The sequence below is a fragment of the Streptococcus gallinaceus genome, from assembly GCF_040545695.1.
GTDB lineage: Bacteria > Bacillota > Bacilli > Lactobacillales > Streptococcaceae > Streptococcus > Streptococcus gallinaceus.
In genome coordinates, this window is the sequence record NZ_JBEPMK010000008.1 from 1 (window position 1) to 23,751 (window position 23,751).

Below are 23,751 nucleotides of genomic sequence, written 5' to 3' on the forward strand. Positions count from 1 at the left end.
TATTTTTAATCATATCGGGAAGTAGCTCAGCTTGGTAGAGTACTTGGTTTGGGACCAAGGGGTCGCAGGTTCGAATCCTGTCTTCCCGATTTGTAAGGACTCATTGTCAACTGTAGTGGGTGACTACTAATTAACATCTAGAGAGAATCACATTGTTTCTCTCTTTTTTGATGTTTAAAGCGATGATGATTTTAGTTTTAAAGTTCTTAAAATTTCTGAAACCAAAAGCTTTTCGTTTAATATCTTTAATTAACTTATTAGTTGCTTCTAATTTGGCATTTGAATATGGCAATTCCAATGCGTTTTTGATGTAGACTTTATAACGGATGAAGGTTTTTAAATCCCCTGTCAAAGTAAGTATTCGCTAGGGATTTGTTCTCTTCAATTAAATCAAAGAAATGAACCGTATTCTTCTCTTGAAAGTGAAAAAGTAACAGTTGATATAAATTGTAGTAAAAGCGGAGTTCATCTGAAAATTGTAAAGCCTTCTCAACGAATTCTTTAGGTGCCCTAGTTTCCCTAAGAGTCCGCGAGTAGAAAGTTTTATCGGATAGTTTACGACTATCCTTATGCAATATTCTCCAGTGATTGTTCATGATTCGGTAAGGAAGTGATTGCTTGTCAAATTGCTTCATAATAGCGATACGAGTTGCCATCATGGCCCGGTTGAGATGTTGAATGATATGAAAACGATCCAGAACAATCTTTGCATTAGGGAATAGTTGTTTGAGAATTGGGATATAGGAACCGGACATATCAACAGTCACAACTTTAACCCTTTCACATATCTTTCTAGAATACTTGTAGAAATAGTTTTTGATGGTAGTTTGTCTGTTGTTTTCAAGGATAGTCACTATGTTTTTTGTTTGATAATCTTGAGCGATAAAGGCTAATTTCCCTTTGTTTCTAGAGAATTCATCAATGGATAAGATTTTAGGTAGTTTATCAAATGACTCTTTGAAGGTAAACTGTGCTAACTTTCTTTGAACAGTTGAAACAGAAACGTGAGTAAGCTCGGCGATATCGGTATTAGTTAATTTATCAGTATGAGCCTCAGTGATTTTCTTCCAAACAGTCTCAGAAATTTGATGGTTTTTCTGTACAAGAGAGGTTTCGGCTACAGTGATTCTCTTACAAACTTTACATTGGAAACGACGTTTTTTAAGTTTAACAAGTGTTGGTAAACTTCGCATGTCTAGAATAGGAATAGTAGATACTCTTTGAAAGTCATACTTAATTCTCTTCCCCTTACAGTTAGGGCAGGGACTAGGCTTATAACCTAGTGTTGCATTGACACAAATGTGAGTCTTATATTCTATTATTGATTCAATGGCTATATTTTTATCTTTAATTCCAAGCAGTTCTGTGTTATTATGAATATGTTCCATATGACTCTTTCTAATGATAGTTTGGTCGCTTTTCATTATAAGTCATGTGGGATTTTTTGTATATTCAAAAAAGCTCCATAATCTCAATAGTGGATTTGCCCACTACAGAAATTATAGAGCCTTTGTAAGACAACCTAGGATTGTCTTTTTGTTTTGTTAAAATTAGGAATTTGGTATACTATTCTTATGAAAAAATTAAGTGATTCCTTGAGTGTTTTACCTGGAGTTGGGCCTAAATCAGCTGAAAAATTTTTGAAAATTGGTCTTGAGACTGTTGAAGATATACTGATTTATTATCCTTTTCGCTATGAGGATTTTCAGGAAAAGTCTATTTTTGACTTGTCTGATGGGGAAAAGGTTTTGTTAACTGGTGAGGTCGTTACTCCGGCTAACGTGCAATATTATGGATATAAGAGAAATCGTTTGCGATTTTCAATAAAAAAAGATGAAGTAGTCGTCTCCGTTTCTTTTTTTAATCAGCCATATTTAGCAGAGAAGGTTGAAATAGGGACAAGCATCGCTATTTGGGGCAAATGGGATAAGGCTAAAGCGACCTTAACGGGAATGAAAATTCTTTCTCAGTCAGTGGATGATTTGCAACCAGTTTATCATGTGGCTCAGGGTGTGACGCAAAAGAGCGTCGAAAAGTTAGTAAAGTCAGCCTTTGACTTGGGATATTTGGAATTGTTGACGGAGAATTTACCAGTCGCGATTTTAGAAAAGTATCGGTTGATGCCAAGAAAAGAAGCTGTTTATGCTATGCATTTTCCTAAGGATTTATCTGACTATAAACAGGCTTTGCGTCGTGTTAAATTTGAAGAATTGTTCTATTTTCAGATGAATCTTCAAGATGTTAAGTCGAGGAATCGCTTGGCTAGGGATGGTGCTATAATCCAGTATGATGATAAGTTGGTTGAGAATGAGATACAGAGACTTCCTTTTAAATTGACAGAAGCACAGCAATTGGCTTTGTCTGAAATTTTATCAGATATGAATTCGAGTGCGCATATGAATCGTCTTCTGCAAGGAGATGTGGGATCCGGGAAGACGGTTGTAGCGGGACTAGCTATGTTTGCATCTTATACGGCTGGTTTTCAGTCAGCGCTTATGGTTCCTACGGAAATATTGGCGGAGCAGCATTGTGAATCGCTGCGGGAATTGTTCCCAGATTTGTCCATTGTTTTATTGACTGGTGGAATGAAGGCGGCTCCTCGAAAGGCTGCTTTGGCTGCTATTGCTTCGGGGGAAGTAGATTTGATTGTGGGGACTCATGCGCTGATTCAAGATGGGGTGGAATTTCATAATTTGGGGCTGGTTATAACAGATGAACAGCATCGATTTGGGGTCAATCAGAGGAGAGAATTGCGTGAAAAAGGAGAGAATCCAGATGTCTTGATGATGACTGCGACGCCTATCCCTAGGACATTGGCCATTACAGCTTTTGGGGAGATGGATGTGTCGGTCATCAATCAACTTCCTGCGGGGCGCAAGCCGATTGTGACACGTTGGGTTAAGCATGAGCAGATGTCAACTGTTTTAGAGTGGCTGAATAAGGAGGTTGCACGTGGTGCTCAGGTATATGTTATTTCTCCGTTAATTGAGGAATCAGAAAGTTTGGATCTTAAAAATGCGATAGCTTTAGAAGAAGAGTTGGCGACTTATTTTACTGGGCGGTCACAGGTTTCACTTTTGCATGGTAAGATGAAGGCAGACGAAAAAGAAGCGGTTATGCAGGATTTCAAGGAGAAACGAACGGATATCTTGGTTTCTACAACGGTGATTGAAGTTGGGGTCAATGTCCCTAATGCGACGGTGATGATGATTATGGATGCGGATCGATTTGGCTTGAGTCAGCTGCACCAGTTACGCGGTCGTGTCGGTCGGGGCCACAAGCAGTCCTATGCAATTTTGGTAGCTAATCCCAAGACAGAGTCTGGTAAGCAACGTATGAAAATTATGATGGAGACGACAGATGGTTTTGTCTTGGCCGAGGAAGATTTGAAAATGCGAGGTTCTGGAGAGATCTTTGGAACCAAGCAATCTGGTATTCCAGAATTTAAGGTGGCAAATTTAGTAGATGATTTTGCGATTTTGGAAGAGGCTAGAAGGACCGCAGCAGCGATTACATCAGAAAAAAACTGGCGCCACAATCCTGACTGGGCTTTTCTAGTAGAAAACTTGAAGGAAAAAGAAGAATTAGATTAAGTTTTGTTTTAGAAAAAATTTCGTTTTCTTTAAGTTTGAGATTGTAGAATGGTTTCAATCAAAGAAAGGAAGTTTAATTATGAAGATTTCAATCCAATATAGTACACAACTCTCTACTGTAATCGTGAAGGAAAATCAGTATCCTACAAAAATAGAAGAAAACCAGTCCTCAAATGAGACTGGTTCTTTTTTATCCTTGGATATAATCGGCGAGTTCTTGGCCTGCTAGACCCTCATTCAAGGCAATCAAGAGTTTGATTCGGGCTTTAGTAGCATTTAATTCTTTGACAAAAAGGACGCCCTTTTCTTGAAGTTGCACTCCTCCGCCCTGGTAAGCATAGACAGGTTCAGCAATGCCGTTGAAGCAACGGGAGACGAGCACGAGAGGAATACCAGCTTCTAGAAAACGGTCAAGTGATGGCAAAATGGTTAAGGGAAGATTTCCCGCACCTAAGGCTTCAATGACTAGTCCTGAGATGGCTTCGAGGTTTAAGCTGTCGAGTAGGAGTGGTTCCATGTCTGTGTAAGCCTTGATAATTGGGACAGTTCCTTGGACTGTTTGCAAATCAAAACGAACTCTTGGGTCGGTTGTTTTGAAGTAGAGAATTTCTCTTTTGGTTACTAGTCCAAGTGGCCCATGAGTTGGAGTTTGGAAGGTTGAGACATTGGTGGTATGGGTTTTTGTGACATACTTTGCTGCGTGAATTTCATCGTTCATAACGACTAAGACACCTTTGTCTGCAGATTGAGAATCTGATGCGACCCGTAGGGCGCTGAGATAATTGTAAACGCCATCGCTTCCCAATTCATTTGAAGAACGCATGGCTCCAGTGAGAACAATGGGTTTTTGAGGGATAGCCATGGTGTCTAAAAAGTAGGCAGTTTCTTCCAGTGTATCTGTACCATGTGTAATCACAAATCCATCAAAATTTTCCTGCTCGGTCTTGATTTTTTTGTAGAGTTGTAGGATATGCTGGAGAGTCATATGCGGGCTGGGAATATTGAAAAAGTCAAGTGAGGTTACTTCAATATGAGGCAAGGGGCTATTGATTTGCGTCATTGGGTTGATGTGGCTGGAGGTTACTGCACCGGATGCGTCGGCTTGCATGGAGATGGTACCGCCAGTGTGAAGTACGAGTATTTTTTTCATAATTTTTTCAGTTTCTTTCAAAATATGCTATACTAATTGTATCATAAATGGGGAAAGATGGTGGTTTGTTTGGCGATAAAAGCGGTATTTTTTGATATTGATGGTACCTTGCTGACAGACCATCGTGTGGTTCATCAGACGACGATTGCAGCAATTAATCAATTGAAAAAACAAGGGATTTTGGTCGGTCTAGCGACCGGACGAGATCCGCGATTTGTCTTGAAATATATGGCTTCTTTGAGTATTGATTTTGTGGTAGCTTATAACGGGCAATATATTTTTTCTCGTGATGGGGTGATTTTTGCTAAGGAGTTGCAGCGTGTAGATATGGAAAATCTGATTGCTTACGCTCAGCGGCACAAGCAGGATGTTACTTTGGGAACTGCAACGGGATTTGTAGGAAGTAGCATCATGAACATGGGAATGGGAGACCTGTCTTATCGGATTACCCGTTTGATTCCGTCTTGGTTGACACGCATGGTCAATCTTATCTTAAATCGTTGGGTTCGCAAATTGGCGCCTCAAAAATCAGAGAATTTAATGGGGTTATTGCAGCAGCCGATTTATCAAATGGTTGTTTTGGCGACGGAATTTGAAACCAAGAAAATGCAAAAGGCATTTCCGAACTTAGAATTTACACGGTCTAGTCACTATGCTGCAGATATTATTAGCAAATATTCTTCTAAGTTGGCTGGGATTGCGCGTTTGGGAGAAAGCTACGACTTTTCTTTATCGGAAGTGATGGCTTTTGGAGATGCCAACAACGATATTGATATGCTACGTGGGGTTGGTTTTTCGGTTGCCATGGGAAATGCATCGCGAAAGGTCAAGCTGGCAGCAACTTATGTAACAGAAAGTAACAACCGTGATGGGATTTTTCAAGCTTTAGCAGCGGCAGGCTTGGTCAGTGAGGACGAACATGTTTCAGAGTAAGGATGAGAAATTTAATCAAGTCAAGGCTTTTCATGCAGTCATGGACGGTCAGACGCAAGAGGTGGCGCATGCTTTTGATGCACAAACTGCAGCACATCGAGCGGATTTTAAATTGGAAGAACTGGTGGAGTTTTTACGTGCTAGTGTAGACAGCGAGGAGGCATTTGATGAGGCTGTAGCTAATCTGCACTTGGCCTTGGATAAGGCTGTTGAGAAGGTCAAAGGAAAGATTGCCCCGCAGCATTCCTTGGTTGGGCAGGTTGACGCCTTGATAGATATTCTCTATTTTACTTATGGTTCCTTTGCCTTGATGGGAGTGGATCCACAGCCGATTTTTGAGATTGTACATGCGGCTAATATGGGGAAAATCTTTCCAGATGGACAGGCGCATTTTGACCCAGTTACCCATAAAATTTTGAAACCAGCTGATTGGGAAGAAAAATTTGCTCCTGAGCCAGCTATTTTGAAGGAATTAGAAAAGCAACTTTCGAGATGAAAAAAGAACCTAGGACTCTTGTCCTAGGTTCTTTTTTTGTAATTTTAGCAATTTGACGCAGGGGTTGACTGAATGTTCTTATTCCTTGTTGTGCAAGTAATTAGTCAACCGTGCGGTGGTGGGATTAGAAGGTTTGGGAGACCTTTTAATCTGGAAGTCGACAAAATTGATTTCTATGAAATCACGATTGTTGTCCCACTCTCTTTCTTATAAACTTTTATCGCCATCGCGTACAATGAGGATATCAATTGGTGCGTGACGCATGATGTATTCGGATGAGGAACCGATGAGGATGCGTTCGAAGGCGTTGAGTCCTGTTGCCCCAAGTAGCATGAGGTCGGCACCTGTTTGTTGAGGAATGTCTTCGGCTAGTAGCACTTTTGGGTTACCAAATTCGATGATGATAGAGACATCTTCGACCCCAGCTTCAGTAGCAGTTGCTTGGTATTCAGCTAACAATTCCTTGGCTTCGGCTTCTAATGTTTCATAGACAGAGGCATCAAAGGCGGCTACATTATGAAGAGCGCGTGTATCAATAACATGAGCGATAACGAGACGAGCTTGATTGCGCTTTGCGACATGGATGGCTTTGTGGAGGGCAAGTTCTGCACCAACAGATCCATCAACGGCAACTAAAATAGTGTGATAAGATTGGGTCATAAGTCTTCACTCCTTTCACTTATGTCTATATTGTAAGCCTTTTCAGCAAAAAAGTAAACTCTTTCTTGTTATTTTCTGGTAATTAGGCTAAAATAATAGCAATAGAAAGTCGAGGTAATCTCCATGAGAGAAATTAATAAGTCAATGAAATTGGAAGATGTGGCCTACGATATTCGTGGACCAGTTTTGGATGAAGCCAATCGGATGCGAGCCAATGGCGAGAAAATTTTGCGTTTGAATACTGGTAATCCAGCTGAATTCGGTTTTACTGCGCCAGATGAAGTCATCCGTGATTTGATTACCAATGCGCGACATAGTGAAGGGTATTCGGATTCCAAAGGGATTTTTTCTGCTAGAAAAGCCATTATGCAGTATTGTCAACTCAAGGAATTTCCTGATGTAGATGTGGATGATATTTACCTTGGAAATGGTGTTTCAGAGCTAATTTCGATGTCTATGCAAGCCTTGCTTGATAACGGCGATGAAGTCTTGGTGCCTATGCCAGATTATCCCTTGTGGACGGCTTGTATTAGCCTTGGTGGTGGACATGCGGTGCACTATCTCTGTGATGAAGAGGCTAACTGGTATCCAGATATTGATGATATTAAGTCGAAAATTACACCGAATACCAAGGCGATTGTCATTATCAATCCCAATAATCCAACAGGAGCCTTGTATCCAAAGGAAATCTTAGAAGAAATTGTGGAGATTGCCCGTCAAAATGACTTGATTATCTTTGCGGATGAAATCTATGACCGCTTGGTAATGGATGGTGGAGAGCACATTGCCATTGCTAGTTTGGCACCGGATGTCTTCTGTGTGTCTATGAATGGTCTGTCAAAATCACATCGTGTTGCTGGTTTCCGTGTTGGTTGGATGGTCTTGTCTGGTCCTAAAAAACATGTCCAGGGCTATATCGAAGGACTGAATATGTTGTCTAACATGCGACTTTGCTCAAATGTTTTGTCACAGCATATTGTACAAACGTCTTTAGGTGGTGTTCAGTCTATTGATAAATTATTACTACCGGGTGGTCGTATCTACGAGCAACGGAATTTCATTTATGAAGCGATCAATAACATTCCAGGTTTGTCAGCTGTTAAACCGCAGGCTGGATTGTATATTTTCCCAAAAATCGATCGCAATATGTATGCCATAGATGATGATGAGAAATTTGTCTTGAATTTCCTAAAACAGGAAAAAATCATGTTGGTGCACGGTCGTGGATTTAACTGGAAAGACCCAGATCACTTCCGAGTTGTCTATCTTCCACGTGTAGAAGAATTGTCAGAAGTGCAAGAAAAGATGACGCGTTTCTTGCAACAATATCGTCGCTAAAGCAACTCTCCTTTAGGAGAGTTTTTTTAATTGTCTGCATAAATAAAACAATACTTAATTTTCTGATAATTGTTGAAATTCAATTTGTTTTTTGTTATACTGGAAACAATTATAGTATAACGAGGAAATTATGGTTACATTACTTGAAAAAACACGCAACATTACCTCTATTTTGAAACGCTCAGAGGAAAAATTAGCAGAGGAATTACCTTACAATGCGATTGCGAGCCAGTTGGCAGATATCATTGACTGTAATTCCTGTATCGTGAATTCAGCTGGTTTGGTGTTGGGTTATAGTTTGAAATATGAGTTCAACAATGATCGAACAGAGTCTTATTTCCAGAACAAGCATTTTCCAGATGAGTTTGTCAATGCAGCAGCAGCTGTGTATGACACAGAAGCAAATTTGCCGATTGAGAGCGACTTGACAGCCTTTCCGATTGAGGCGCGTGAAGTCTATCCAAACAGTGTGACAACACTTGCTCCTATTCATGTGACAGGAATCCGTTTTGGTTCATTGTTGATTTGGCGCAATGATGGTCAATTTAGCGAAGATGACTTGATTTTGGTGGAAATTGCAGCAACTGTAGTTGGTATTCAATTGTTGAACTTCCAACGGGAAGAAGATGAGAAAAATATTCGTCGTCGTGCAGCTGTTAACATGGCGGTTAATACACTTTCTTATTCTGAAATGAAGGCTGTTTCAGCGATTTTGGGCGAGTTGAATGGCAATGAAGGTCAGTTGACAGCTTCAGTGATTGCAGACCGAATCGGGATTACACGTTCCGTGATTGTCAATGCACTTCGTAAACTTGAAAGTGCAGGGATTATTGAAAGCCGTTCATTGGGGATGAAGGGGACTTATCTTAAGGTCTTGATTCCAGCTATTTTTGATGAGATTAAGAAACGAGATTATTAGAAAAGCATGACAAAAGCACTGATTTCAATTGATTATACTCTTGATTTTGTGGCAGATGATGGGAAGCTGACGGCTGGTTTGCCAGCCCAAGCTATTTCTCAGACTATTGCTCAGGTGACACAGGAAGCTTTTGAGCGAGGGGACTACATCTTTTTTGCCATTGATGGTCATGATGAGGGGGATATTTTTCATCCGGAAACCAAGCTATTTCCACCGCACAACTTGATGGGGACCAGTGGTCGCCAGTTGTACGGGGGCTTGGCAGATTTTTATGCGCAACATGGTCAGGATGAGAAAGTGTTTTGGCTGGACAAACGTCATTATTCTGCTTTTTCAGGAACGGATTTGGATATTCGTTTACGAGAGCGGGGTGTCCGTACAGTTATTTTGACAGGAGTGCTGACAGATATTTGTGTGTTGCATACCGCAATTGATGCCTACAATCTAGGTTATCAGATTGAGGTGGTTGCATCGGCGACGGCGAGTCTGACTGAAGAAAATCATCTCTGGGCTCTGGCCCATTTTCAACATGTCCTAGGAGCTAAGATTATCGAATAGAGAGAACCGAGTCTGTACTCGGTTTTTTACATTTTTTCATCGGATAGTTCTGTCATTCAACTAGCTGATTTTATGGTATAATAATAGAGATTGTATGAAAGGAAGGAGGCTTCTGTGAAAGGAATTGTTAGGTGGCTGAGAAACCTGATTTTTGTACTTTTACTGCTCGTTGGCTCTTACATAGCCTATGTATTTCTAGATTACCATAGAATTCCTGATCATCAAGCCTTGCAAATTGTGCAAAAAGGGAAGGATAGTGAATTAGAGGCGGAGAAAGATTACTCTATCATGACCTACAATGTTGGGTTTGGAGCTTATTTGCCTGATTTTTCTTTTTTTATGGATGGTGGCAAATCTTCCTGGGCTAAAAGTGAGACTAGTGTGCAGCAGACTTTGGATGCGATTGGGGAAATGGTGTCCAAGGAAAATCCTGATTTTTCACTTTTTCAGGAAGTTGATTTAGCTGGTACGCGGTCCTACAATGTCAATCAATACGGTCTTTTGCAAGAACACTTGAAAAAGCAAAGTTCAACTTTTGCAGTAAATTATGATTCCAGTTTTCTCTTTTATCCCCTAGGGCAACCTCATGGTAAAAATCGGTCTGGTTTGGCGACTTTTGCCAAGACAGGTATCAAGTCTGCTCAAAGACGGAGTTTGCCCATTAGCAATGGATTTAGTAAGTTTTTTGACTTGGATCGTGCCTATAGTGTCCAGCGGTTTGCGGTGGAAAATGACAAGGAATTGGTCCTCATCAATGTCCATCTGTCTGCCTATAGTCAGGATAAAAATGTACGAAACGGTCAGATGAAAATGCTGACGGATGAGATGGAATCAGCTTATGCCAAGGGAGATTATATCATCGTAGGTGGTGACTTGAACCATGATTTGGAGGCGGCAGAGGGAGAAAATCCTGGTGGGCGTTCTTGGACGGTTGCCTTTCCTAGAAAGGCCTTGGGAGAACATTTTTCTCTAGCAATGGATGGGCTGACGGACGCGCAGCGCTTGTCACTGGGGCATTCGGCACGTGATGCCAATGAAGCCTATCAAGTCGGCCGGACATTTACAGTAACAGTGGATGGCTTTATCATCTCAGACAATGTGGCGGTAACGGATTACCATTTGTTAAAAACAGGTTATGCCTACTCGGATCATGATCCTGTTGAGATGCGTTTTTATTTGAAAAAAGATTAACCTAGTCAGTAGGATTGAAAGGAATATAAAATGAAAATTTCTGAAGAAGAAGTTCGTCATGTAGCGAACTTATCAAAATTAGCATTTTCAGATCAGGAAACGACTGAATTTGCAACGACCCTATCGAAAATTGTCGACATGGTTGAATTGTTGAATGAAGTGGATACGACTGGAGTTCCTGTGACTTCAACCATGGCAGATCGCAAGACAGTTGTGCGTGCAGATGTGGCGGAAGCAGGAACAAATCGTGAAGAGCTCTTTAAAAATGTGCCTGAAAAAGAAAATAACTTTATCAAGGTACCGGCCATTTTGGAAGATGGAGGAGATGCCTAATGTCTTTAAATCATAAAACTATCTCAGAACTGCACGAACTTTTGGTTTCTAAAGAAATTTCTGCGGTTGAGTTAACCCAAGAAACACTTTCAGATATTAAAAAACGTGAGGAAGCTATTGGTTCTTTCGTTACTATTGCAGAAGAAACTGCCTTAGCGCAAGCTGCGGCTTTGGACGAAAAAGGAATCGATGCCGACAATGTCATGGCAGGAATTCCGCTTGCGGTCAAAGATAATATCTCGACGAAAGGAATTTTGACAACAGCAGCCTCAAAAATGCTCTACAACTACGAGCCAATCTTTGATGCAACAGCCGTTGCCAATGCCTATACAAAGGACATGATTGTCATCGGAAAGACCAACATGGACGAGTTTGCCATGGGTAGTTCTGGTGAAACTTCTTACTTTGGTACTACGAAAAATGCTTGGGATCAAACCAAGGTTCCTGGTGGGTCATCCAGTGGTTCAGCTGCAGCTGTTGCGTCTGGTCAAGTTCGTTTGTCACTGGGTTCAGATACGGGCGGTTCTATCCGTCAACCAGCAGCCTTTAATGGTATCGTTGGTCTCAAACCAACTTACGGCACAGTTTCTCGTTTTGGCTTGATTGCTTTTGGTTCGTCTCTTGACCAGATTGGTCCATTTGCTCCAACGGTTGAAGAAAATGCGCAACTGCTCAATGTGATTGCTGGAAAAGATGCCAAGGATGCGACTTCGGCTCCTCTTGAAATTGCGGATTACACGTCAAAAATTGGTCAAGATATCAAAGGAATGAAAATCGCTCTTCCCAAAGAATATTTGGGAGAGGGTATTGATCCAAAAATCAAGGAAAATATCCTAGCAGCGGCCAAGCATTTTGAAAAACTAGGAGCTGTGGTTGAAGAAGTTAGCCTGCCACATAGCAAGTATGGCGTTGCGGTTTACTACATCATCGCCTCATCTGAAGCTTCCTCTAACTTGCAACGCTTTGACGGTATCCGCTATGGTTTCCGTGCTGAGGATGCGACGAATCTAGAAGAAATCTACGTTAATACGCGTAGCCAAGGTTTTGGTGAAGAGGTCAAACGCCGTATCATGCTTGGAACCTTCAGCTTGTCATCTGGTTACTACGATGCTTACTTCAAGAAAGCTGGTCAGGTGCGTACCCTCATTATTCAAGATTTTGAGAAGATCTTCGCGGACTATGACTTGATTTTGGGACCAACAGCACCGACAGTTGCCTTTGACTTAGATAGCCTGACTCACGATCCTGTTGCCATGTACTTGGCGGATCTCTTGACCATTCCAGTCAATTTGGCGGGTCTTCCCGGTATTTCCTTGCCATCAGGATTTGTGGATGGCTTGCCAGTTGGCTTGCAGTTGATTGGTCCAAAATACTCAGAAGAGATCATTTATCAAGCAGCGGCAGCATTTGAAGCCACAACAGATTACCATAAGCAACAACCGATTATTTTTGGAGGTGCTAACTAATGAACTTTGAAACCATTATTGGACTTGAAGTCCACGTTGAATTAAACACCAATTCGAAAATTTTCTCACCAACGCCAGCTCATTTCAGTGATGACCCAAATAGCAACACAAACGTTGTTGACTGGTCATTCCCGGGTGTTTTGCCTGTGATGAACAAGGGTGTTATTGATGCAGGAATTAAGGCTGCGCTTGCTCTGAATATGGATATTCACAAGCACATGCACTTTGACCGCAAAAACTATTTCTACCCAGATAATCCCAAAGCTTACCAAATTTCTCAATTTGATGAGCCGATTGGTTACGATGGCTGGATTGACATCACGCTTGAAGATGGTTCGACTAAAAAAATCCGCATTGAGCGTGCCCATTTGGAAGAAGATGCGGGTAAAAATACTCACAGTACAGACGGTTATTCCTATGTTGACCTCAACCGTCAAGGTGTGCCATTGATTGAAATTGTATCTGAAGCAGATATGCGTAGTCCAGAAGAGGCCTATGCCTACCTGACGTCTCTTAAAGAAATCATCCAGTACACAGGCATCTCTGATGTGAAGATGGAAGAGGGATCTATGCGTGTGGATGCGAATATTTCTCTTCGTCCTTACGGTCAAGAAGCCTTTGGTACCAAGACAGAGTTGAAAAATCTCAACTCATTTAGCAATGTCCGCAAAGGTCTCGAGTTTGAAGTGGAGCGCCAAGCGAAAATCCTTCGTAGTGGTGGACAAATTCAACAAGAAACGCGTCGTTACGATGAAGCCAATAAGGGAACTATCCTCATGCGTGTCAAAGAAGGGGCAGCTGACTACCGTTACTTCCCAGAGCCTGACCTACCGCTTTATGTGATTGACGATGCTTGGATTGAGGACATGCGTCAGGAATTACCAGAATTTCCAAAAGCACGTCGTGCGCGCTATGTGGCAGACCTCGGCCTGTCAGCCTATGATGCAGGTCAATTGACAGCGACCAAGAACTTGTCAGACTTTTTTGAAAAAGCAGTGGCACTTGGTGGCGATGCCAAACTCGTATCTAACTGGCTCCAAGGTGAGGTTGCTCAGTATCTCAATGCGGAGTCAACTAGTCTTGAAAACATCGCCCTAACACCAGAAAACTTGGTGGAAATGATTGCCATTATCCAAGACGGTACCATCTCTTCTAAGATTGCCAAGAAAGTCTTCGTTCACTTGGCGAAAAACGGTGGTTCTGCGCGTGAGTACGTGGAAAAAGCAGGACTTGTTCAAGTCTCTGACCCAGCGGTCCTTATCCCAATTATCCACCAAGTCTTTGCAGACAATGAGGCAGCTGTTGCCGACTTCAAGTCAGGTAAACGCAACGCCGACAAGGCCTTTACAGGCTTCCTCATGAAAGCCACAAAAGGACAAGCCAACCCTCAAGTCGCACAACAATTGTTGGCACAAGAATTGGCTAAACTATTGGATTAAACAAACAATGATAAAAAGAGTGATTGAGCTAGATTTATGTAACTCGAATCACTCTTTTTAGTTATTTCTAATTATATATTCTTCAAATGACTTGTTCGAAAACCGGACAAGCTATTTTTATGTTTGCCTGACTGTTAGGTTAGGTGCTATTTATTTACTGGTCCCACGCAGCGTTAGTTTGGTTGCTAGCTGGATCATACGAGGAATGGTAGGGCTATCTGCGGATAAGATAGCATCTAGACTGGTTAGGGCGCTAGCACCCATTTCCTCCGTAAAAACGGTCACACAGGACAGAGCAGGATAAACTTGCTTGGCAACGGCTGTATCATTGAAAGCGATGAGGCTAACTTGCTCAGGGACTTGGATACCTGCTTCCTGGAGGGCCCGAAGGGCACCGATGGCCATGGTATCGCTAGCAATGAAAAAGGCTTGTGGAAGTTGGCTTTTTTTTAGGGCTTGGGTCATGAGTTGGTAGCCGCTATCGCTGGTAAATTGCCCGATGAAGACATGTTCGGGCTTGTAGAGTTTTTTGCTGGTCAGGTAGGATTGAAAAGTTTCAAAACGCGGGTCGAGCAGGGGCTGGGACTTGTCCTCTGTCCATTCTTGTCCAATGAGCAGTCCAATCTCTGTCTGTCCCTGTTGGATAAAATAATCAAGGACATTGCGCGTGGTATGCTGAAAGTCAGTCGTAATACAGGTGTGCCCATTGTTCAAGGTATCACTATCGACGAAGACCAGATGCGGTGAGATACTTTCAAAAATAGCAATTTGGTGCGGACTGTATTTTCCGATAGCAATGATGCCGTCGACCCCATGGGCATCGCTCAGCGGATGGTCATGAAAAATTCGGACTAAATCATAGCCCAGTTCCAAAGCACGCCGTTCAATGCCAATCCGAATGGAATAATAATAAAGGTCGTTGAGCTCTTCATTTTGCGTGTACCATTGAATGATGGCAATTTTTTTCCGATGTGGATAGGCGAGGATATTTTTCTTGTGGCGGGTATAGCCAAGCTGGTCGGCTATTTGGAAAATTCGCTCGCGAGTAGGAGCACTGACGGACATGCTTTCGTCCTTATTGAGTACGCGCGATACGGTAGCAATGGAGACGCCGGCTAATGTTGCGATTTCTTTGATAGTGGCCATATTGTTTTCCTTTTTTATCTAGTAAAACTAGTATAGCATAGTTGGTAAAACTTTAGTAAAAATATTGACAAGAATACTAGAAAAAAATACAATGAAATAAAAACGGTTACAAAAAGGAGAAGTCCATGAATACAACAGAATTGAATCAAGTATTTCAAGCAATTTTTGCTGAACAAGCAGATGCAACTTTTTTCTCACCAGGTCGGATCAATCTGATTGGAGAACATACGGACTATAACGGCGGGCATGTTTTTCCAGCGGCCATTACGCTAGGGACCTATGGTGCGGCTCGTAAGCGTGATGATCGGACTCTTCGTTTTTACTCAGGAAATTTTGAAGACCTAGGTGTCATTGACGTTTCTCTAGATGAATTGGTGTATAAGAAGGAAGATAACTGGGCTAACTATGCGAAAGGTGTCTTGAAATTCTTGCAGGAAGCAGGTCATGTGATTGACAAAGGGATGGATATCTATATCTTTGGGAATATTCCAAATGGTTCTGGTCTGTCGTCATCGGCTTCCTTGGAGTTGCTGATTGGGCTTATAGCAGAAGAGTTGTTTGACTTGAAGCTGGACCGTCTGGACTTGGTCAAAATCGGCAAGCAAACGGAAAATCATTTTATCGGAGTAAATTCTGGTATTATGGACCAATTTGCTATCGGGATGGGTGCGGACAAGCAGGCCATTTACCTAGATACCAATACTTTGGAATATGAGCTGGTTCCGCTTGATTTGGGCGACAATGTCATCGTCATCATGAATACAAATAAGCGTCGTGAATTGGCGGATTCCAAGTACAATGAACGCCGTGCGGAATGCGAAAAAGCAGTTGAGGAGTTAAATGCGGTCTTGGATATTGAGACTCTGGGTCAACTAGATGCGCAGGACTTTGACGAATACGCTTATCTCATCAAGGATGAAAATCGTCTCAAACGCGCCCGCCATGCAGTTCTTGAAAACCAACGGACACTTCAAGCCAAAGCAGCCTTGTTGGCTGGAGAGTTAGAGAAATTTGGCCGTTTGGTCAATGCCTCTCATGTTTCCTTGGAGCATGATTATGAAGTGACAGGTTTGGAGCTAGATACCCTAGCTCATACCGCTTGGGAGCAAGAAGGTGTATTGGGAGCTCGCATGACAGGAGCAGGATTTGGCGGTTGTGGCATTGCCATCGTTGCCAAAGACAAGGTGGACAATTTCATCGAGCAAGTTGGTCAGAAGTACAGCCAAGTGGTCGGTTATACTCCAAGTTTTTATATCGCTGAAATCGCAGCAGGTTCACGTGTTCTTTCACGAAACTAGATAGGAAATCAGATGACAGAGACACTTATTGGAAAATTTATTGAGCAGATTATCGAGCATAGTGACTTTACAGAGCTGGATAGTATTTACCTGAAAAATCGAGTCATGGCTCTGGTCGGTGAAGAGGGGGTAGAGTGTCAGACACAGGCTACAAGCCTCATTGACCTCAAGGATGAACTCTTAACTCTTGCTGTTAAAAATGGGAAATCGGGCGAGCTACTAGAAGAACAGGATATCGTCGGAGCTCAGCTCATGGATTTTGTGACACCAAGTCCTAGTCAGGTCAATCAGCGTTTTTGGGATACCTACCAAGCTCATCCTGAGCAGGCCATTGCTGACTTTTATGCCCTCAGCAAACGCAATGACTATGTCAAGGTCAAGGCCATTGAGCGCAATATCTATTTTCCAGCGGAGACAGAGTATGGTGACTTGGAGATTACCATCAACCTATCCAAGCCCGAAAAGGATCCCAAAGCCATTGCAGCAGCCAAGTTGGCCAAGTCGTCTAGCTATCCTGCCTGCCAGCTTTGTATGGAAAATGAAGGCTACCAAGGTCGTATCAATCATCCAGCACGTGCCAATCATCGTGTCATTCGTTATCAGATGGAAGGGGAAACATGGGGCTTTCAATATTCACCCTATGCCTACTTTAATGAGCATTGTATCTTCTTTTACGGTCAGCATGAGCCGATGCAGATTAGTCCAGTGACTTTCAAGCGTCTCTTGGACATCGTTGAGCAGTTTCCAGGTTATTTTGCGGGTTCCAATGCCGACTTGCCGATTGTCGGTGGATCGATTTTGACACATGAGCATTACCAAGGAGGACGGCATACCTTTGCCATGGAAAAGGCAGAGCTGGACAGAGAGTTTACCTTTGCAGGATTTGAGCAAGTGCGAGCAGGGATTGTTAAATGGCCCATGTCTGTCTTACGCCTGACCAGTGTTTCTAAGCAGGACTTGCTGGGCTTGTCAGAAAAAATTCTGACGGCGTGGCAGACTTACTCAGACCCAGCAGTCGGTATTTTAGCGTACTCAAACGGACAAGTACATCATACCATCACCCCGATTGCTCGTCGAAAGGGAGACTTGTTTGAATTAGACTTGGTTTTGAGAGACAATCAAACTTCGGAAGAATTTCCAGATGGTATTTATCATCCCCACCAAGATGTTCAGCACATCAAGAAAGAAAATATCGGGCTGATTGAGGTGATGGGGCTGGCTATTTTACCGCCTCGTCTTAAGGATGAATTGGCTGTTGTGGCAGATTATTTGCTAGGCAAGGTGGATGCTGTGGCAGATTATCATCAAGAATGGGCTGATGATCTCAAAGCAGCTCATCCAGAAGTAACGGAAGCGACGGTTGCTAGTACCGTTCAGACAGCAGTGGGGCAGGTATTTAGTCGTGTGCTAGAGGATGCGGGTGTCTATAAACGAACAGAAGAAGGGCAAGCCGCCTTCATGCGTTTTGTAGATAGCATTGGTCTTGTTTGATGAGGTAGAAAAAGAACCTAGGGCGTCTGTCCTAGGTTCTCTACTGTTGCAATTTAGGTAGAACTGTTGGTTGACTGAAATGCTAACCCGTTCATTTTAGGAAAAACGTAAAAAAGTGAACAAACCGAAATTCATTGTTCGGAAAGTCTGAATAATTCCCTTTTAAGATGGAAAATTTGTTATAATAGAGACTGCAAATAAAGAAAAGTTAGAAGAAAAAATGAGAAAATATCAGGAAATTTTCAATGATTTGAAAGAAAAAATTATCCAACACGTTTATCCAGTAAACAGTTTATTGCCGACGGAAGAACGGTTGCAAGAGCAATACCAAGCCAGTCGGGCAACCATTCGCAAATCCTTGGAGATGCTGACCGAGCAGGGATTTATCCGACGCCAACAAGGACGTGGCACTCTAGTTATCCAAAGTGAACAGTTGAACTTTCCGCTTTCTGGTCTCAACAGTTACCGCGAAGTGAGTACCAGTATGAATCTCAATGTACATACTCAAATGATTTCGTTGGAAAAGAAAAAGGTGACATCTTCCTTGGCCAAGCAGTCTGGTTTTAGAACAGGTCAAGAGGTTTGGAAGATTATTCGTATTCGGTACTTGGAAGGCAAACCTGCTATCGTGGATACGGATTATTTCCGGACGGACTTGGTGCCAGAAATGCCTCGAGAAGCTGTTGAAGACTCGATTTATGCTTATGTTGAAGAAGAATTGGGACTGTCTATTGCTTATGCTCGCAAAGAAATTACAGTTGAGCATACGAGTCTTCAAGAAAAAATTTGGTTGGATACGCGAGATGAGAGTTTGGTCTTGATAAAATCAGAAGTCTTTTTAGAAGATGGACCGCAATTTCAATATACGGAAAGCCGACACCGCTTGGATAAGTTCAAATTTATCGATTATGCCCGTCGGAAGAGGTTAAAGAGGGATGCGAATGAAGGAGACAACTAAAGGAACAATCTATACCTTGATTGCCGGTACGGCTTGGGGGATTTCAGGGGTAAGCGGTCAAGTGCTGATTGCAAATGGGATCAGTGTCATTCAGATTACCAGTCTACGTTTGCTGATTGCGGGTTTGTTTTTGTTAGTATTGGCACAAATGACCGCTCCAGACAATCTAAAACGAACCCTTCGTGACAAGCGTGCCTTGCTTCATATTTTTATCTTTGGTATGCTGGGAATGGCGTTCAACCAACTGGCCTATCTGGTTGCCATCCAGCACACGAATGCAGGAACGGCAACGGTTCTCCAGTACCTTTGTCCAGTCTTGGTACTGGCTTATACCTGTCTTCACAATCGACAACGGCCGACACTGGTGGAGGTACTGGCTATTTTATTAGCAATTGGTGGTACGGTCTTGATTGCGACTCACGGGCAAGTAACGAGTCTGGCGGTAACTCCACTGGGGTTATTCTGGGGAATCTTCTCCGCTCTGACCTATGCCATTTATATTATTTTGCCAGTTCGCTTGATTCGCGAATTTGGCAGTTTGACCGTCATGGGACTTGGAATGTTATCTGGTGGATTGGTGATGACATTTGGCTTTCAAACTTGGAATTACAGCCTGCCTTTGACGACAAGTAATCTTTTGGCCCTAGTAGGGATAGTCGGTATTGGAACCATTTTTGCCTACACAGTTTTCTTGGAAGGTGTGAGTAAGGTTGGCTCTGCAAAAGGAAGTCTACTCGCTTCTATTGAGCCAGTAGCATCGGTTTTCTTTTCAGTCTTACTGGTCCATGAACTGTTTTATCCCATGGATTTAGTGGGAATGTTATTGATTTTACTCGCCGTTATGGGAATATCCACCAAGGATTTTCTCTTGCAAAAACGGCAGGTGAACGGAGAGAGAAATGATTAAAGAATTTTGTGCGGAAAATCATACAGATATAGCTGCAGCCATTGCTGCTGGGGCTAAGCGGATTGAATTGTGTGATAATTTGGCTGTCGGGGGAACGACTCCCAGCCCTGGGGTCGTGTCTTATGTCTGTCGCTTGGGGGAAGCGCATCAGGTGTCGGTTATGACCATGATTCGGCCCAGAGGTGGGAATTTTGTCTATACCAAAGACGAAATAGGCATCATGATGGAAGATATTGCCATGGCGCGTGCTTGTGGTACGGATGGTGTCGTTTTTGGTGCTTTAAGGCCTGATCATCAGCTGGATAAAAGTAGCATGGAAGCCCTGATTGAGGCTTCTGAAGGTCTCGAAATCGTCTGCCACATGGCATTTGATTTGCTGACGCCAGCGGACCAATTGGAGGCCATTGATTGGTTAGCTAGCCGAGGCGTGACCCGGATTTTGACCCATGGCGGTCCGGCGGGTACTCGCATTGAGGACAACTTCCATTGGTTGGCGCAATTGGTCAATCATGCACAAGGGAACATTGCTATTCTAGCTGGCGGCGGAGTGAGTTTAGAAAACTACCAAGAAGTCATGGCAAAAACGGGCGTGGCAGAAGTGCACGGCACAAAGATTTGTAAACTATAAAAGTCTCTAAGTTATTTCTTAGAGACTTTTTCTTTCAATGACATATTAGGTAGGTTAACGTGGTATTTGATGACGAGGAGACGGATGACCAGCGCAATGGTGAAGAGGGCTATGTAGACAGGGATTCGTGGCAAATGAAAGTCCAAAACCAAAATATGATAGGCGATACCAGCAAAGAATGCAAGAACTGCGTAGACATCTTCCTTGAGGACGATAGGTGTTTCATTGACCAAGAGATCGCGTAAAATACCGCCACCGACACCTGTTAAAGTGGCAAGGATGCCGGAAGTCATAAAGTTTAAGTGCAATTCAACGCCTGCGCTTGCACCAATGAGGGCAAAAATGGCTAAGCCGATGGCATCGAAAACCAGATTGGTAATAGCTAGAAAACGATACATCTGCTGATGTTGTAATTTGTCGGTTTTTCTCGTGATGACAAAGAGATACATAATCAAGGCCACGGCAATGGCAAGATAGATAGAAGTTGGATCTGTTAGCGCAGCGGGAATGCGAGCAGTCATCATATCGCGAATGATTCCGCCGCCGACAGCGGTTAAAATTCCTAGAAGTGTAATACCGAAAATATCTAGATTTTTATTGAAGCCCTTGACCACGCCAGAGACGGCGAAGGCGATGGTGCCGATGTAGTTACAAATTAAAAGAAACAATTCAAATTCCATGTCATCCTCCCTGTGACATATTAACATAAAATGAAAGGCTTTTCAAGATGGCGTGAAAGTTTGTGAAGAAGATAACTTAGCACTAATTGATAGGCAAGCTTAATAGAGTGAAAAGTCAGCTGGGGCAAGGTTTTTTAGAATTTTTGGACAAGAAATGTTCAGACCAATTATTTGCTATTTGTGAATCTTTGGTCTATCATAGTACAGAAAGAGAAATACATTGGAGGAAAATATGGTATCTATTTCAAAAGAGCAACACTTGGATATGTTTTTGAAAATGCAACAAATCCGCGATGTTGATATGAAACTTAATAAATTGGTTCGTCGTGGCTTTGTCCAAGGGATGACTCACTTCTCAGTTGGTGAAGAGGCAGCTTCAGTTGGTGCAATCGCTGACTTGACAGACCAAGATATTATCTTCTCAAACCACCGTGGTCATGGTCAGACAATCGCTAAAGGAATTGACATCAACGCGATGATGGCTGAGCTTGCTGGTAAAGCAACTGGTTCATCAAAAGGTCGTGGTGGGTCTATGCACTTGGCCAACCTTGAAAAAGGAAACTACGGAACAAATGGTATTGTTGGTGGTGGTTATGCCCTCGCAGTTGGTGCAGCCCTTACTCAGCAATACACTGGCACAAACAACATTGTTATCGCCTTTTCAGGTGACTCTGCAACCAACGAAGGTTCATTCCACGAATCTGTAAACTTGGCTGCTGTTTGGAATTTACCAGTTATTTTCTTCATCATCAATAACCGTTACGGTATCTCAACAGATATTAGCTACTCAACAAAAATTCCTCACCTTTACACTCGTGCAGATGCTTACGGCATTCCAGGTCACTATGTTGAAGACGGAAATGACGTTGTTGCCGTTTATGAAAAAATGCATGAAGTGATTGAGTATGTTCGTGCTGGCAATGGTCCTGCTATCGTTGAGGTAGAATCATACCGTTGGTTTGGTCACTCAACAGCGGATGCTGGTGTGTACCGTACAAAAGAAGAAGTGGACAGCTGGAAAGCCAAAGATCCACTTAAAAAATACCGCGCTTACTTGACTGAAAACAAGATCGTTACAGCTGCAGAGTTGGATGCGATTGAAGCACAAGTCGCTGAAGAAGTTGAAGCATCAGTGAAATTTGCTCAAGAAAGCCCAGATCCAGACATCTCAGTAGCTTACGAAGACGTATTTGTAGATTAAGATGTGAAGACGTTAAAAGCACACAGTAAAAATAGGCGGCCAAGCAGAAGTTTATCAAAACTTCGTTGCGAGACCCCCGCAATGACAACTAGGTAAAAGCCAAGTCATGAAACGTAGGCTTTTGCCAGATGTCAACTGCGTTAGAACTAAGAGGGTAGATTTTACCCAGTGCTTAGTCTGAACTCGATTGAATAAAACAATCAACGCAGGAATCACTCCGGCGGATGCCATTGGTTGACCTGCCTACTTGCGACTACAATTTCGTATTTTATAGGATGACAAATCTAAAATCGGTATTTTATTATAGGAGAATAGTTAAATGACTGAAACAAAAGTAATGGCCTTGCGTGAAGCCATCAATCTTGCTCAGAGCGAGGAAATGCGTAAGGATGAAACAGTATTCTTGATGGGTGAAGATGTCGGTATCTACGGTGGTGACTTCGGTACTTCTGTTGGTATGTTGGCAGAATTTGGCGAAAAACGCGTTCGCGACACTCCTATCTCTGAAGCGGCTATCGCTGGTTCAGCAGTTGGTGCAGCCCAAACAGGTCTTCGTCCAATCGTAGACTTGACATTCATGGATTTCGTTACGATTGCACTTGATGCCATTGTTAACCAAGCTGCCAAAACAAACTATATGTTTGGTGGTGGTTTGAAAACACCAGTAACTTTCCGTGTTGCATCAGGTTCAGGTATCGGATCAGCAGCTCAACACTCACAATCACTTGAAGCGTGGTTGACACATATTCCAGGTATCAAGGTCGTTGCACCTGGTACAGTAAATGATGCAAAAGGTCTCTTGAAATCTTCAATCCAAGACAATAACCCAGTTATTTTCTTGGAACCAAAAGCGCTTTATGGTAAAAAAGAAGAAGTCAACCAAGACCCAGACTTCTACATCCCACTTGGTAAAGGGGAAATCAAGCGCGAAGGTACAGACGTAACCATCGTATCATACGGTCGTATGTTGGAACGCGTCTTGCAAGCAGCTGAAGAAGTTGCTGCAGAAGGTATCAGCGTTGAAGTGGTGGACCCACGTACCTTGATTCCGCTTGATAAAGAAATCATCATCAACTCTGTTAAGAAAACTGGTAAAGTTATCTTGGTTAATGATGCCTACAAAACAGGTGGATTTATCGGCGAAATCGCATCAATCATCACTGAAAGTGAAGCATTTGATTACTTGGATGCACCAGTTGTTCGTATCGCATCTGATGATGTCCCTGTTCCTTATGCCAATATCCTTGAAAATGCAGTCTTGCCAAACGTAGAAAAAATCAAAGCTGCAATCTACAAACAAGTGAACCGTGGCTAATTGATAGCCGCCCAAAAACATGCGAGAGCTTGTTCAGTAGCAATCGTCATC

20 protein-coding genes, 1 tRNA gene and 1 pseudogene are annotated in these 23,751 nt (G+C 42.6%); 17 read left to right on the forward strand and 5 right to left on the reverse strand.

What is annotated here, in order from left to right:
* Positions 1–15: 15 nt before the first annotated feature.
* A tRNA-Pro gene (locus ABID27_RS09235) sits at positions 16–89 on the forward strand.
* Positions 90–130: 41 nt separating this feature from the next.
* Here the strand turns inward: ABID27_RS09235 and ABID27_RS09240 are convergent.
* Positions 131–1,388 (reverse strand): ISL3 family transposase gene (locus ABID27_RS09240; RefSeq protein ID WP_354281723.1). Its coding sequence is split into 2 segments (ribosomal slippage): positions 131–337 and positions 339–1,388, totalling 1,257 coding nucleotides; the frame shifts between segments, so codons are not numbered across the junction.
* Between the two features lie 186 nt (positions 1,389–1,574).
* Between ABID27_RS09240 and recG the strand changes: the two genes are divergently transcribed.
* On the forward strand, positions 1,575–3,593 hold the full coding sequence (recG, locus tag ABID27_RS09245) for an ATP-dependent DNA helicase RecG (protein ID WP_354281725.1): 2,019 nt from the start codon (positions 1,575–1,577) through the stop codon (positions 3,591–3,593).
* Positions 3,594–3,783: 190 nt separating this feature from the next.
* Here the strand turns inward: recG and ABID27_RS09250 are convergent, their stop codons facing one another.
* Positions 3,784–4,746, reverse strand: coding sequence for an asparaginase (locus tag ABID27_RS09250; RefSeq protein ID WP_253366140.1), 963 nt, complete (start codon positions 4,744–4,746; stop codon positions 3,784–3,786).
* 66 nt (positions 4,747–4,812) lie between these two features.
* Between ABID27_RS09250 and ABID27_RS09255 the strand changes: the two are divergent.
* Positions 4,813–6,172: pseudogene (locus ABID27_RS09255) on the forward strand (Cof-type HAD-IIB family hydrolase).
* 207 nt (positions 6,173–6,379) lie between these two features.
* On the opposite strand, the gene ABID27_RS09260 reads toward ABID27_RS09255, so the two are convergent.
* Complete coding sequence (locus ABID27_RS09260; RefSeq protein WP_253366132.1) at positions 6,380–6,832, reverse strand: universal stress protein; 453 nt, start codon at positions 6,830–6,832, stop codon at positions 6,380–6,382.
* A gap of 123 nt (positions 6,833–6,955) precedes the next feature.
* On the opposite strand from ABID27_RS09260, the gene ABID27_RS09265 reads away from it, so the two are divergent.
* From ABID27_RS09265 to gatB, 7 genes are all read left to right on the forward strand, one after another.
* Positions 6,956–8,170, forward strand: coding sequence for a pyridoxal phosphate-dependent aminotransferase (locus ABID27_RS09265; protein ID WP_354281727.1), 1,215 nt, complete (start codon positions 6,956–6,958; stop codon positions 8,168–8,170).
* A gap of 130 nt (positions 8,171–8,300) precedes the next feature.
* Positions 8,301–9,089 carry a GTP-sensing pleiotropic transcriptional regulator CodY gene (codY, locus tag ABID27_RS09270; RefSeq protein WP_253366128.1) on the forward strand — a complete coding sequence of 263 codons (789 nt, stop codon included), beginning with the start codon at positions 8,301–8,303 and terminating at the stop codon, positions 9,087–9,089.
* Positions 9,090–9,095: 6 nt separating this feature from the next.
* Positions 9,096–9,647: a cysteine hydrolase family protein gene (locus tag ABID27_RS09275; RefSeq protein ID WP_354281730.1), complete on the forward strand. Its 552-nt coding sequence runs from the start codon at positions 9,096–9,098 to the stop codon at positions 9,645–9,647.
* Between the two features lie 114 nt (positions 9,648–9,761).
* Positions 9,762–10,838, forward strand: a complete 1,077-nt coding sequence (locus tag ABID27_RS09280; protein ID WP_354281732.1) for an endonuclease/exonuclease/phosphatase family protein — start codon at positions 9,762–9,764, stop codon at positions 10,836–10,838.
* A 30-nt stretch (positions 10,839–10,868) separates the two neighbouring features.
* Positions 10,869–11,171 carry an Asp-tRNA(Asn)/Glu-tRNA(Gln) amidotransferase subunit GatC gene (gatC, locus tag ABID27_RS09285; protein ID WP_253366122.1) on the forward strand — a complete coding sequence of 101 codons (303 nt, stop codon included), beginning with the start codon at positions 10,869–10,871 and terminating at the stop codon, positions 11,169–11,171.
* Positions 11,171–12,637 carry an Asp-tRNA(Asn)/Glu-tRNA(Gln) amidotransferase subunit GatA gene (gene gatA, locus ABID27_RS09290; RefSeq protein ID WP_354281734.1) on the forward strand — a complete coding sequence of 489 codons (1,467 nt, stop codon included), beginning with the start codon at positions 11,171–11,173 and terminating at the stop codon, positions 12,635–12,637. Before gatC ends, gatA begins: the two co-directional genes overlap by 1 nt.
* Positions 12,637–14,076 carry an Asp-tRNA(Asn)/Glu-tRNA(Gln) amidotransferase subunit GatB gene (gatB, locus tag ABID27_RS09295; protein WP_354281736.1) on the forward strand — a complete coding sequence of 480 codons (1,440 nt, stop codon included), beginning with the start codon at positions 12,637–12,639 and terminating at the stop codon, positions 14,074–14,076. Before gatA ends, gatB begins: the two co-directional genes overlap by 1 nt.
* Positions 14,077–14,226: 150 nt before the next feature.
* Here gatB and ABID27_RS09300 read toward each other — a convergent pair whose 3' ends face one another.
* On the reverse strand, positions 14,227–15,222 hold the full coding sequence (locus tag ABID27_RS09300) for a LacI family DNA-binding transcriptional regulator (RefSeq protein ID WP_354281738.1): 996 nt from the start codon (positions 15,220–15,222) through the stop codon (positions 14,227–14,229).
* A gap of 125 nt (positions 15,223–15,347) precedes the next feature.
* Between ABID27_RS09300 and ABID27_RS09305 the strand changes: the two genes are divergently transcribed.
* The 5 genes from ABID27_RS09305 (at position 15,348) to ABID27_RS09325 (ending at position 20,504) form a co-directional block, all read left to right on the forward strand.
* Positions 15,348–16,520, forward strand: a complete 1,173-nt coding sequence (locus ABID27_RS09305; protein WP_354281740.1) for a galactokinase — start codon at positions 15,348–15,350, stop codon at positions 16,518–16,520.
* A 12-nt stretch (positions 16,521–16,532) separates the two neighbouring features.
* A complete protein-coding gene (galT, locus tag ABID27_RS09310) occupies positions 16,533–18,011 on the forward strand; it encodes a UDP-glucose--hexose-1-phosphate uridylyltransferase (RefSeq protein ID WP_354281742.1) in 1,479 nt (492 codons plus the stop codon).
* 220 nt (positions 18,012–18,231) lie between these two features.
* A complete protein-coding gene (treR, locus tag ABID27_RS09315; RefSeq protein WP_354281744.1) occupies positions 18,232–18,969 on the forward strand; it encodes a trehalose operon repressor in 738 nt (245 codons plus the stop codon).
* Positions 18,953–19,876, forward strand: a complete 924-nt coding sequence (locus ABID27_RS09320; protein WP_354281746.1) for a DMT family transporter — start codon at positions 18,953–18,955, stop codon at positions 19,874–19,876. Before treR ends, ABID27_RS09320 begins: the two co-directional genes overlap by 17 nt.
* The gene (locus ABID27_RS09325; RefSeq protein ID WP_253366106.1) at positions 19,869–20,504 is read left to right on the forward strand and encodes a copper homeostasis protein CutC; all 636 of its coding nucleotides are present in this window, start codon (positions 19,869–19,871) and stop codon (positions 20,502–20,504) included. Before ABID27_RS09320 ends, ABID27_RS09325 begins: the two co-directional genes overlap by 8 nt.
* A gap of 11 nt (positions 20,505–20,515) precedes the next feature.
* On the opposite strand, the gene ABID27_RS09330 is transcribed toward ABID27_RS09325, so the two are convergent.
* A complete protein-coding gene (locus tag ABID27_RS09330; protein ID WP_354281748.1) occupies positions 20,516–21,184 on the reverse strand; it encodes a trimeric intracellular cation channel family protein in 669 nt (222 codons plus the stop codon).
* Between the two features lie 232 nt (positions 21,185–21,416).
* Between ABID27_RS09330 and ABID27_RS09335 the strand changes: the two genes are divergently transcribed.
* Both ABID27_RS09335 and ABID27_RS09340 read left to right on the forward strand, forming a co-directional pair.
* Complete coding sequence (locus ABID27_RS09335) at positions 21,417–22,385, forward strand: thiamine pyrophosphate-dependent dehydrogenase E1 component subunit alpha (RefSeq protein WP_253366102.1); 969 nt, start codon at positions 21,417–21,419, stop codon at positions 22,383–22,385.
* Positions 22,386–22,704: 319 nt separating this feature from the next.
* A complete protein-coding gene (locus ABID27_RS09340; protein WP_253366100.1) occupies positions 22,705–23,700 on the forward strand; it encodes an alpha-ketoacid dehydrogenase subunit beta in 996 nt (331 codons plus the stop codon).
* Positions 23,701–23,751 lie beyond the last annotated feature (51 nt).

What these genes read in the sequence shown, in the direction of transcription:
- recG (WP_354281725.1), top strand. Translation starts at nt 1,575, where the DNA reads ATGAAAAAATTAAGTGATTCCTTGAGTGTTTTACCTGGAGTTGGGCCT.
- ABID27_RS09260 (WP_253366132.1), bottom strand. Translation starts at nt 6,832, where the DNA reads ATGACCCAATCTTATCACACTATTTTAGTTGCCGTTGATGGATCTGTT.
- ABID27_RS09265 (WP_354281727.1), top strand. Translation starts at nt 6,956, where the DNA reads ATGAGAGAAATTAATAAGTCAATGAAATTGGAAGATGTGGCCTACGAT.
- codY (WP_253366128.1), top strand. Translation starts at nt 8,301, where the DNA reads ATGGTTACATTACTTGAAAAAACACGCAACATTACCTCTATTTTGAAA.
- ABID27_RS09275 (WP_354281730.1), top strand. Translation starts at nt 9,096, where the DNA reads ATGACAAAAGCACTGATTTCAATTGATTATACTCTTGATTTTGTGGCA.
- gatC (WP_253366122.1), top strand. Translation starts at nt 10,869, where the DNA reads ATGAAAATTTCTGAAGAAGAAGTTCGTCATGTAGCGAACTTATCAAAA.
- gatA (WP_354281734.1), top strand. Translation starts at nt 11,171, where the DNA reads ATGTCTTTAAATCATAAAACTATCTCAGAACTGCACGAACTTTTGGTT.
- gatB (WP_354281736.1), top strand. Translation starts at nt 12,637, where the DNA reads ATGAACTTTGAAACCATTATTGGACTTGAAGTCCACGTTGAATTAAAC.
- ABID27_RS09300 (WP_354281738.1), bottom strand. Translation starts at nt 15,222, where the DNA reads ATGGCCACTATCAAAGAAATCGCAACATTAGCCGGCGTCTCCATTGCT.
- ABID27_RS09305 (WP_354281740.1), top strand. Translation starts at nt 15,348, where the DNA reads ATGAATACAACAGAATTGAATCAAGTATTTCAAGCAATTTTTGCTGAA.
- galT (WP_354281742.1), top strand. Translation starts at nt 16,533, where the DNA reads ATGACAGAGACACTTATTGGAAAATTTATTGAGCAGATTATCGAGCAT.
- treR (WP_354281744.1), top strand. Translation starts at nt 18,232, where the DNA reads ATGAGAAAATATCAGGAAATTTTCAATGATTTGAAAGAAAAAATTATC.
- ABID27_RS09320 (WP_354281746.1), top strand. Translation starts at nt 18,953, where the DNA reads ATGAAGGAGACAACTAAAGGAACAATCTATACCTTGATTGCCGGTACG.
- ABID27_RS09325 (WP_253366106.1), top strand. Translation starts at nt 19,869, where the DNA reads ATGATTAAAGAATTTTGTGCGGAAAATCATACAGATATAGCTGCAGCC.
- ABID27_RS09330 (WP_354281748.1), bottom strand. Translation starts at nt 21,184, where the DNA reads ATGGAATTTGAATTGTTTCTTTTAATTTGTAACTACATCGGCACCATC.
- ABID27_RS09335 (WP_253366102.1), top strand. Translation starts at nt 21,417, where the DNA reads ATGGTATCTATTTCAAAAGAGCAACACTTGGATATGTTTTTGAAAATG.
- ABID27_RS09340 (WP_253366100.1), top strand. Translation starts at nt 22,705, where the DNA reads ATGACTGAAACAAAAGTAATGGCCTTGCGTGAAGCCATCAATCTTGCT.